Origin of the sequence: Cupriavidus basilensis (genome assembly GCF_029335485.1) — a bacterium.
In the GTDB taxonomy this organism is placed as follows: Bacteria; Pseudomonadota; Gammaproteobacteria; order Burkholderiales; family Burkholderiaceae; genus Cupriavidus; species Cupriavidus basilensis_E.
In genome coordinates, this window is record NZ_JARJLM010000148.1 from 1 (window position 1) to 9952 (window position 9952).

General features: G+C 66.8%; 10 protein-coding genes. 6 read left to right on the forward strand and 4 right to left on the reverse strand.

All coding sequences use genetic code 11. From position 1 onward, the window contains the following. From P3W85_RS08480 to P3W85_RS08490, 3 genes are all read right to left on the reverse strand, one after another. A partial coding sequence (locus P3W85_RS08480) for a sensor histidine kinase (protein WP_276264441.1) occupies window positions 1-1164 on the reverse strand: 1164 nt, incomplete at its 3' end. A 3-nt stretch (window positions 1165-1167) separates the two neighbouring features. Then, a complete protein-coding gene (locus tag P3W85_RS08485) occupies window positions 1168-1857 on the reverse strand; it encodes a response regulator transcription factor (protein ID WP_276264442.1) in 690 nt (229 codons plus the stop codon). 6 nt (window positions 1858-1863) lie between these two features. Beyond that, complete coding sequence (locus P3W85_RS08490) at window positions 1864-2202, reverse strand: PepSY domain-containing protein (protein WP_035818075.1); 339 nt, start codon at window positions 2200-2202, stop codon at window positions 1864-1866. A gap of 238 nt (window positions 2203-2440) precedes the next feature. Between P3W85_RS08490 and P3W85_RS08495 the strand changes: the two genes are divergently transcribed. The 6 genes from P3W85_RS08495 to P3W85_RS08520 all read left to right on the forward strand — a co-directional run bounded on the left by P3W85_RS08495 (window position 2441) and on the right by P3W85_RS08520 (window position 9288). Next, on the forward strand, window positions 2441-2683 hold the full coding sequence (locus tag P3W85_RS08495) for a hypothetical protein (protein WP_017230844.1): 243 nt from the start codon (window positions 2441-2443) through the stop codon (window positions 2681-2683). 206 nt (window positions 2684-2889) lie between these two features. Next, entirely contained in the window at window positions 2890-3852 is a 963-nt protein-coding gene (locus P3W85_RS08500; RefSeq protein ID WP_017230845.1) for a cyclase family protein, read from the forward strand. Window positions 3853-3978: 126 nt separating this feature from the next. Then, entirely contained in the window at window positions 3979-5661 is a 1683-nt protein-coding gene (locus P3W85_RS08505) for a class I adenylate-forming enzyme family protein (protein WP_276264443.1), read from the forward strand. Window positions 5662-6005: 344 nt separating this feature from the next. Then, complete coding sequence (locus P3W85_RS08510) at window positions 6006-6467, forward strand: HU family DNA-binding protein (RefSeq protein ID WP_017230847.1); 462 nt, start codon at window positions 6006-6008, stop codon at window positions 6465-6467. A gap of 128 nt (window positions 6468-6595) precedes the next feature. Continuing rightward, entirely contained in the window at window positions 6596-7567 is a 972-nt protein-coding gene (locus P3W85_RS08515) for an alpha/beta hydrolase (protein ID WP_276264444.1), read from the forward strand. 131 nt (window positions 7568-7698) lie between these two features. Then, entirely contained in the window at window positions 7699-9288 is a 1590-nt protein-coding gene (locus P3W85_RS08520; protein WP_276264445.1) for an FMN-binding glutamate synthase family protein, read from the forward strand. A 15-nt stretch (window positions 9289-9303) separates the two neighbouring features. Here the strand turns inward: P3W85_RS08520 and P3W85_RS08525 are convergent. Then, a partial coding sequence (locus P3W85_RS08525; RefSeq protein ID WP_276264446.1) for a helix-turn-helix domain-containing protein occupies window positions 9304-9952 on the reverse strand: 649 nt, incomplete at its 5' end.

A 9952-nucleotide genomic window follows, 5' to 3' on the forward strand; every position in this document is an offset into this window, starting at 1 on the left:
CAGTTCTCGGGCTTCGGCCTGCATGCCCGGCCCGTCGTCTTCCACCACGATCTCAAGCACGCCCGCGCGCTCCGCCAGCTTCACGCGGATGCGCGTGCGAGCCCACTGGCAGGCGTTGTCCAGCAAATTGCCGAGGATCTCGATCAGGTCCTGGCGGTCGCCGGCAAAGTGTCCGTTGCCTTCCACTGCGATATCGATCTCGCGCCCGCTGTGCAGGCGAGTGAGCGCGCGCGCCAATTCCGATACCGCTGGGCCGGCTTCGATGCGGGCGCCGCGGGCGCTGGCCGCGCCTGCTGCCCGGGCGCGCGCCAGATGGCGATCCACCTGCCGGCGCATGGCCTCGACCTGCCTGCCGGCCGCGCGCGCCGCTTCGCCCGGCAGCCGTTCCGCCTCGTTGGCGAGGATGGCGAGCGGGGTCTTGACGGCGTGGGCCAGGTCCGCGGCCTGGCGTCGCGAGCGCGCCAGCGCATCGGCGTTGCGCGCCAGCAAGGTATTGATTTCATTGACCAGCGGTACCACTTCGGCCGGCCACGTACCACCCAGGCGGCTCTCGCGGCGCGTCTGCATGGCGGCGAGCGCCTGGCGCAGGCGCGCCAGCGGCGCCAGACCGAATTTCACCTGCGCCGCCACCGCCAGCAGCAGGCCGGCGCCCAGCGCGGTCAGCGACCAGCCCAGCAGCCGGTTGAACGCCTGGCGCGCGGCGCGCAACTCGGTGCGGTCCAGCGCCACCGAGAGCGTCACCGGCGTATCGGCGGTGGCCAGCACGATGGGGCGCGACACCACCAGCAGCGATTGCCCATTGGGCCCGGGCCGGATCTCGGCATGGCCGTCGTCCACCTTGTTGCCCATCGCGACAGGCATCTCGGCGTCCCAGAGCGAGCGCGAACGCAGGGTCGACGCGCTTGCCTGTGCTTGCCAGTAGGCGCCCGAATAGGGCAGTTCGTAGCGCGGGTCAGCCGGCGCGCGCGTGAGCGTGAGCTTGCCGCCGGCGCTCCATTCGAGCGCGGCGGCCAGGCTGGTCAGCTGGTTGTCCAACTGGCGCACGTAGGTGTCGTTGACGTGGCGCGCGAACAGGGTGGAAAGCATCCAGCCGGTGCCCCCGAGTGCCGCGCCCAGCCAGACGGCCGCCACGGCCAGCAGCCGGATTGCTAATGACTGGCGCATGGATCAGGCGGTGGCCGAGGCGGCCGGGGAGGGGGGCGGGGGCCGCAGCCGGTAGCCCTGGCCGCGCACGGTCTCGATCACGTCGACGCCGAGCTTGCGCCGCAGCCGGCCGATAAAGACCTCGATGGTATTGCTGTCGCGGTCGAAATCCTGGGCGTAGATATGCTCGGTCAGCGTGGTCTTGCTGACGATGGCGCCCGGCTGGTGCATCAGGTAGTCGAGCACCTTGAACTCGTGGGCGGTCAGTGCCACGGCGGCGCCGTCGACCGTTGCCACGCCCGTGCGGGCGTTGAGGCGCACCGGCCCGCAGGCCAGTTCGGGCGCGGGCATGCCGTGGGCGCGCCGGATCAGCGCGCGGATGCGCGCCAGCAGTTCCTCCATGCGGAAAGGCTTGGCGAGATAGTCGTCGGCGCCGGCGTCGATACCTTCCACCTTGTCGGTCCAGCTATCGCGCGCGGTCAGGATCAGCACCGGCGGGTTGACCTGCGCCGCGCGCCAGCGGCGCAGCACGGACAGCCCGTCCAGACCGGGCAGGCCCAGGTCGAGCACCACGGCATCATAGGGTTCTTCGGCGCCCAGGTGCCAGCCATCGATGCCGTCGGCGGCGATGTCGACCGCGTAGCCGGCACCGACCAGGCTGGCGTGGATCTGTGCGGCAAGCGTGCTTTCGTCTTCGACCAGGAGAATGCGCATGGGGGCTCAGGGTTTCTTGCGGGCCTGTTCGATATCTCGCCCCTTGGCTTTCAGCAAGGCCGCGGTTCTGGCGTCGTATTCGAGCTTGGCCACCGAGCCGCCCGGCAGCAGCAGCTTGACCTCGTATTGCCAGGCGCCGTCATCGCGGTCGAGCTTCACGCCGATCACATCGCCCGCGTATTGCGACGATACCGTCTCCAGGATACGGGTGAGCGGCAGGATCTCCCCCGATTGCACCGCCGCGCGGGCGCGGTCGGCGTCCTTGTCGGCATGCGCCGGCGCCACTGCGAGCAGCAGCGACAGCGCACCGATCACGGGCGGCAGGAGGCGGGCTGCGCGTCGCAATGCGCCGGTGCGGGGAGAGCGCGTGGCGATGGGGGGAGGCAATGGCGTCAGGGAATGGGACAAAACGGGCGCAGGCAAGCCGTGGTTCATCGAAGCAGTGGGTCGGATCAGTGTGCCGGGGCCGGCCTGAACGGAAGCTGAACGGTGCGCTCAGCACGGGTTCAGGCAGGGGTCACCACAATGGGGCCATTCATCGTCGTCGTCACTGTCGTCGTTACCTTTCAACAGGAGTCAGGCCATGCAAGGCGCCCGCATCCCCAATGATAGCCGTTCCGATCCACTCTCCCGCGCCACGCGTGACGCGATGGCACTCGCTGTGGCGGTATTGCTGGTCCTCCTCGGCGTGGTGGCGCTGTTCTGGGCGCAGGTCGATGCCCGTGCGGTACTGCACGAATGGAAACAGATGGATAGCGGCCTGTCGATGATCGTGCTCGGCGCGCTGGTGCTTGGACCGCTGCTTGCGGCCGGCCTGGACGACTGAGCGACTGAGCGACTGAGGGCGGCACCTCTTGCTCGCGGACGGGTTTTCCATGTCTGGACATGGCGCGACGGCTGGTCCTACACTCGACCCACAATAAAAACGCACGACCGTTCTTATTTATTTGCCTGGCGCATGGCCGACCATGCACAGCAGGCATGACCGGCGCAGTGCGTTCCACCCGGGGTCATTCATCGAGGAGACATGGCATGGAAGCAAAAAACGTCCCGCTGGTAGCCGAGCTGTTGCGCGATGCCCCGAAGAACTGGGGCAAGTGGGGGCCGGATGACGAGGTCGGTTCGCTGAACTACCTGACCCAGGCGGAGGTATTGCGCGGCGTGGCTTCCGTGCGCTCCGGCAAGACTTTCACATTGCAGATCCAGATGGGCAATCCCGCCGGCGATCCGGTCTGGCCGGGGCGATCCCAGGCGCGCCGCCTCAACGTGATGGACAAGGGCCATTACCTCTGCGGCAAGGGCCCGAAGTTCCCCGGCGAGGCCGAGTATGCCGACGACATGATGATCATGTACCTGCAGGGGTCGACCCAATACGACGCACTGGGCCACGTCTGGTACGGCGACAAGCTGTGGAACGGCTACGACGCCAAATCCACCATCGGTGGCCTGGAGAAGGCCAGCGTGCTGCCGATCGCGGAGCGCGGCGTGGTGGGGCGCGGCATCCTGATCGACATGGCGCGCCATCGCGGCAAGGCGGTGCTCGACCCGGGCGAGACCTTCACCCACCAGGACCTGCTGGCCGCTGCTGAAACGCAGGGCGTGCGCATCGAGAAGCACGACATCCTGGTGATCCGCACCGGCTGGATAGGCTCCTTCTACAAGCGCGACCAGGCCGAGTTCTACCGGGACTTCATCGAGCCGGGCCTGACCTATAGCCCCGAACTGGTCGAGTGGTTCCATCACATGGAAATCCCCAATCTCGTCACCGACACGATCGCCAACGAGGTCACGGTGGACCCGGTGTCCGGCGTTGCCCTGCCGTTGCACAATGCCCTGATGCGCAACCTGGGCGTGACCCTGACCGAGATCGCCCAGCTCGATCCGCTCGCCGAAGATTGCGCCGGGGACGGACAGTGGACCTTCCTCTATACCGCAGCACCGCTCAAGGTGGTGAACGGTAGCGGCGCCCCGGTCAACCCGGTGGTGATCAAGTAAGGCGCGGGCAGTCCTGCACAGGTGCCCGAGCGGCATCCTGCGCAGGCTGTCCCCCGCTTTGTTTCGATCCACCGCCACCCTTGCCGCTACTTCTGCCGCTACCCGCCGCGCATATCGAGGTGCCTCATGACGCCCTATGAAAACAAGCCCTGGCTGTCCAGCTACGACCCCGGCCAGCCGCACACCATCACACCGCAGTTCACCGACGCGCTGTCGATTTTCCGGGCAGCCGCGAGCCGGGCGCCGGAACGCCCGGCGATCCACTATTTCGACGCGACGCTCACTTATGCCGAGCTGGACACCTTGTCCGACGCCCTGGCGGTAGCGCTGTCGTCGCGCGGTTGCGCGCGTGGCGAGCGCATCGCGCTGTACTTGCAGAACGTGCCGCAGTTCGTCATCGGCCTGGTTGCCGCATGGAAGCTCGGCGCCATCGCCGTGCCGGTCAACCCCATGAACCGCGCGCGCGAACTGCGCCTGGTGCTGGCGGACTCCGGCGCCCGGGTGCTGATCTGCCACGAATCGCTCTATGCGGACGTGGTCAGGAACCTGTTCGATGCGGAACGCAGCGGGCAGGGCGATGCCGCCGCGCCCCTCGTGCTGCCCGAGGTGATCACCACCTCCGAGCTCGATTTCCAGGCGCGCGCCGATCCGCGCCTGTTCGCCGCCGCAAGGCGGCAGCCCGCCGAAGGCGTGCCCGACCTGCTGGCGCTGGCGCAGGCCCATCTTGGCCAGCGCCCCGCGCCGGTCACGCTGGACGCCAACGATATCGCGATGCTGGTCTATACATCGGGCACCACCGGGGTGCCCAAGGGCGCGATGAATACCCACGGCAATGTCGCGTTCAATGCCCAGGTGTACCGGGACTGGATCGGATTGCGCGAGGGCGGGGCTATCCTGGGCGTGGCGCCGCTGTTTCATATCACCGGCCTGGTGGGCCACATCGCCGCTGCCTTTATCTGCGCCGCGCCGCTGGTGCTGGCCTGCCGTTTCGAGCCGGGCGTGATCCTGGAAGCCATCCGCGACCGGCGGGTGGAATTCACCATCGGCTCGATCACGGTCTTCATCGCGTTGATGAACCACCCGGATGCCAGCCGCGAGCATTTCGCCACGCTGGGCAAGATCTATTCGGGCGGCGCGCCGATCCCGCCGAGCGTGGTCGATCAGTTCCGCACCAAATTCGGTCACTATATCCACAACGGCTACGGCCTGACCGAGACCAACTCGCCTACCCACGTGGTGCCGCTCGGCCGGGAGGCGCCGGTGGACCCGGCTTCGGGCACGCTGGCGATCGGCGTGCCGGCCTTCAATGTCGACTCCTTTATCGGCGACGATGTGGGCGCGCCGGTGCCGGTGGGCGAGGTGGGCGAGATCATCTCGCGCGGGCCGATGATCGTGCCGGGGTACTGGAACAAGCCGGAAGAGACGGCCAAGGCGATGGCGGGCGGCTATTTCCGCACCGGCGACGTCGGCTTCATGGACGCGCAGGGCTGGTTCTATCTGGTCGACCGCAAGAAGGACATGATCAATGCCGGCGGCTACAAGGTCTGGCCACGCGAGGTGGAAGACGTCCTGTACACGCATCCGGCGGTGCGCGAGGCAGCCGTGGTGGGCATGCCCGACGCCTACCGCGGCGAGACAGTGAAGGCGGTGGTCAGCCTGAAGCCGCAGGCAAGCGTCACGCCGGAAGCGCTTTTGGCCTGGTGCAAGGAGCGCATGGCGGCCTATAAATACCCGCGCGTGGTGGAGATCATCGACGAATTGCCCAAGACCGTGACCGGCAAGATCCTGCGGCGCGAGCTGCGCGGTTGAGGCCGATGCGCGCGCAACGGACGCACGAAGTCCCTCGCGCGCGCATCGGACGCGACCCGCAAAAATGGCGAAATCCCGCGTTTAACCCTTGTATATAGAGTCCGCGGAAAGTTCCATCGCGGCTTCCACGCGACAAAACAGCCCGCCGCAACAGACGAAACCCGCAAAAAACCCGGGGAAAACCCCGGTTTTTGCGAGGACATGCACGAAATCCCCTTGACGTCCCCATCTTTCCGCTATGATTCAGTCGGTGCCGCACGCCGATAGTCGATCGACGAAGCGTCGAGCGACATCGGATGCCACATCCCGTGCGACATCTTTCTGTTCAACTCATATTTATCGATATGGCGACCAAAGCGAATCCGACCGCGAAGACTGCAACCAAGACCGCTGCCAAGAAGGCACCGGCAACCAAAGCACCCGTAAAGGCTGCTGCCAAGAAGGCCGCGCCGGCCAAGAAGGCTGCTCCTGCTGCTGCGGTAACCCCGAAGCCGCTGAAGGACACCTTCAACAAGTCGAGCCTGGTCGCTCACCTGGTAGCTCAGACCCAGCTGGAAGCCAAGGCCGTCAAGACGGTCCTGCTCCATCTGGAAAACACCATCGTCAGCGCGCTGCACAAGAAGGGCGCCGGCGAGTTTACGCTGCCCGGCCTGCTGAAGGTCACGGCCCAGCAAGTACCGGCCAAGAAGAAGCGCTTCGGCAAGGACCCGTTCTCCGGTGAAGAGCGTTGGTTCCCGGCCAAGCCTGCCAGCGTCAAGGTCAAGGTGCGCCCGCTGAAGAAGCTGAAGGATGCAGCAGCCGCTTAATTGGGGCCTGTTTCCAGCTTGAAGAGGAGCCGCTAGCCGGCTCCTTTTTTGTATCCGCAGCATTCGCTTGTCCTTCCTGCAATACCAGCCGGCGGCCAGCGAAGCCGGCGCAGATCCGGGAGACCGTCATGCCCAGCATCCAGTGCCGCCTGTGGCGGCTGGCCTTGCGCCTGGTCCGGCGCAAGCAGCGATTTGCCAGCGCGCAGGCGCTGCATGAGGAAATCCGGCGCCGCCGCAAGACAGGCCGGGCGGCGCCCTCGCCGCGTTTCCTGGCGCGCCACGAAGTAAGCGTGGAACCTGTGGCCGGCGTGGAGGTCTACACCGTGCGCCCACGGGGCATCGACAGTGGCCGGCGGATTCTTTACCTGCACGGCGGCGGCTACGTCTTCGACATCGTCAGCCAGCATTGGGACTTCATCGGCAAGCTGGTGGATGGGCTCGGCGCCACGGTGATCGTGCCGATCTATCCGCTGGCGCCGGAGCATACGCACCGCGAGGTGTTTGCCGGCCTGCTGCCGCTCTACGACCAGCTCGTCCAAAGCCGCCCGCCAGCCAGCCTGACCGTGATGGGCGACTCGGCCGGCGGCGGCATGGCGCTCGCGCTGGCGCAACTGGCGCGCGACTCCGGCCGGCCGCTGCCGGGGCGCCTTGTCCTGCTTTCGCCGTTCCTGGACGCCAGCGGCGACAACCCCGGCATCGATGCGCTCGAACCGCTCGACCCGATGCTGTCAAAACCCGGCGGCATCGAATGCGGGCGGGTCTACGCCGGCGGCGATCCCATCACGCTGCCGCAGGTCAGCCCGATCCACGGCGGCCTGCAGGGCCTGCCGCCGGTAACGCTCTTCATCGGCACCCACGATATCCTGCTGCCCGATTGCCGCGCCTTCCGGGCGCTCGCGCAGCAGCAGGGGTTGCCGCTGCGGTATTACGAAGCCGAAGGCATGTTCCATGTCTGGATGCTGTTGCCGATGCCGGAATCGGAACTCGCTTTCGCGCAGATCATTGCGGCGGTGGAGGCCGACGAGGGCGCGCAACGCCACCCCCCGGGACTGGCGCCGCGCCCGGTGCAAGCGGATTCCGTGGCCCGCGCGGGGGAATAGCGCAGGCCTGCGCACCCGGCGCCCGGGCGCCGGTGCAACCGGCTGAAAGCGAATGTCATGCGGAACGGCGATAATCGTGGGTTGCCGGCCAATGCAATGGCCGGAATGATGGCTGTATTAAAGGAGCCCCCATGTTTTCTCGCCGTTACGGCGCGGTCTGGCTGACCGCGTCAGCCTTGCTGGTTCTTGCTGCGCTTGCCGCGGTGCACCGGGTTCCCGCCTGGTGGCTGGCAGTGCCGGTCGCGCTGCTGCTGGTGGGCATGCACGACATCGCCCAGTCACGCCACTCGATCCTGCGCAACTATCCGATCTGGGGCCACCTGCGCTTCTTCTTCGAGTTCATCCGACCGGAGATCCGCCAGTACTTCATCGAGGACGACACCAATGAAATGCCGTTCTCGCGCCAGCAACGCAGCCTGGTCTACCAGCGCGCCAAGAACGAGGTCGACAGCCGGCCCTTCGGCACCGAGATCGATGTGCGCCTGGCTGGCCACGAGTGGATCAGCCACTCGCTCGCGCCCACCCGCATTCCCTCCGCCGATTTCCGCGTCACGGTAGGCGAGGGCCGCGCCCAGCCCTACTCGCTGTCGATCTTCAATGTGTCGGCAATGAGCTTCGGCGCGCTGTCCGGCAATGCGATCCGCTCGCTTAACCGCGGCGCCAAGCTCGGCGGCTTTATCCACGATACCGGCGAAGGCTCGATCTCGCCTTATCACCGCGCGGAAGGCGGGGACCTGATCTGGGAGGTCGCCTCCGGCTACTTCGGCTGCCGCCGCGCCGACGGTGGCTTCGATCCCGATAAATTCGCCGAGCAGGCGCGCTCGCCGCAGGTCAAGATGATCGAGGTCAAACTCTCGCAAGGCGCCAAGCCAGGCCATGGCGGCGTGCTGCCGGCGGCCAAGGTGACACCGGAGATCGCGGCCACGCGCGGCATCGCCATGGGCGAGGACTGCATCTCCCCAGCCACGCACAGCGAGTTTTCCACACCGCTGGGCCTGCTGCAGTTCGTCGACCGCCTGCGCACGCTGTCGGGCGGCAAGCCCACCGGGTTCAAGCTTTGCATCGGGCATCCGTGGGAATTCTTTGGCATCGTCAAGGCCATGCTGGAATCGGGCATCCTGCCGGACTTCATCGTGGTGGACGGTGCCGAGGGCGGTACCGGCGCGGCGCCGCTGGAGTTCGTCGACCATATCGGCGTGCCGTTGCAGGAAGGGCTGCTGCTGGTGCACAACACGCTGGTCGGCGTGAACCTGCGCGACAAGATCCGCATCGGCGCCAGCGGCAAGATCATCACGGCCTTCGATGTGGCGCGTACCCTGGCCACCGGCGCCGACTGGTGCAACTCGGCACGCGGCTTCATGTTCGCGCTCGGTTGCGTGCAGGCGCAGAAATGCCACACCGACCGTTGCCCGGTGGGCGTGGCCACGCAGGACCCCGTGCGCCAGCGCGCCATCGTGGTGCCGGACAAAGCCCAGCGCGTGGCCAGCTTCCACCGCCAGACGCTGCATGCGCTGCTGGAGCTGTTGCAGGCGGCCGGCCTGGATCATCCCGGCGCGCTCAAGCCGCACCATATCGTGCGGCGGATATCGGCCAACGAAGTGCGGCTGATGTCGGAACTGCTCAAGTTCCTCTCGCCCGGCGATTTGCTGAACGGCAATTTCCGCTACCAGCTCTATGAAAAGTACTGGCCGCTGGCACGCTCGGACAGCTTCTCGCTGTAAGGAAACCGAAAGCGCTTACCGCCTGGATTGCGGGGCGGGCAGGCGCACGCGGCCTTGCTGGCGGAAGGCGGTTGGCGTCTGGCCCACACGGCGGCAAAAGAATCGCGTGAAATACGCCGCATCGGCAAAGCCCAGCGTCGAGGCGATCTGCTTGATATCCAGGTCGCTGTACAGCAGGTCGCGCTGTGCCTCCACGATCAGGCGCGAATGAATCAGTTGCAGCGCGCTCCTGCCGGCCAGTTGCTGGCAGATGCGATTGAGCTGGGTGGCGGTGATGCCGAGGGTGTCGGCATAGCCCGCCAGTTCCTGGTGGTGGCGAAAGCGCTCTTCGACCAGTTGCTGGAACTGCTGGAAGTGGCGCGCGGTACGCCCCACCGGCTGCGCCCCCGAGGCATCCGCGCCGGACGCACGCCGGGCTATGCCCACCAGCAGCAGGGACAATAGCGCCGCCAGCGCGGCGCCGCGCCACAGCGATACCGCATTCATCTCGGCACGGAACAGCTCCAGCGCGCCGGCAAGCACCGTCGCATCATCGCGGCCGAACTGGTCGTGAAAGGGCCGCTCGAACAGCGGCAGCGCATCCGGCACGCCTGCCAGCAAGGTATGCAGGTAGTGGTCGGTCATGGTGATGACGATGCCGTCGACATCCGGGGTAAAGCGAAAG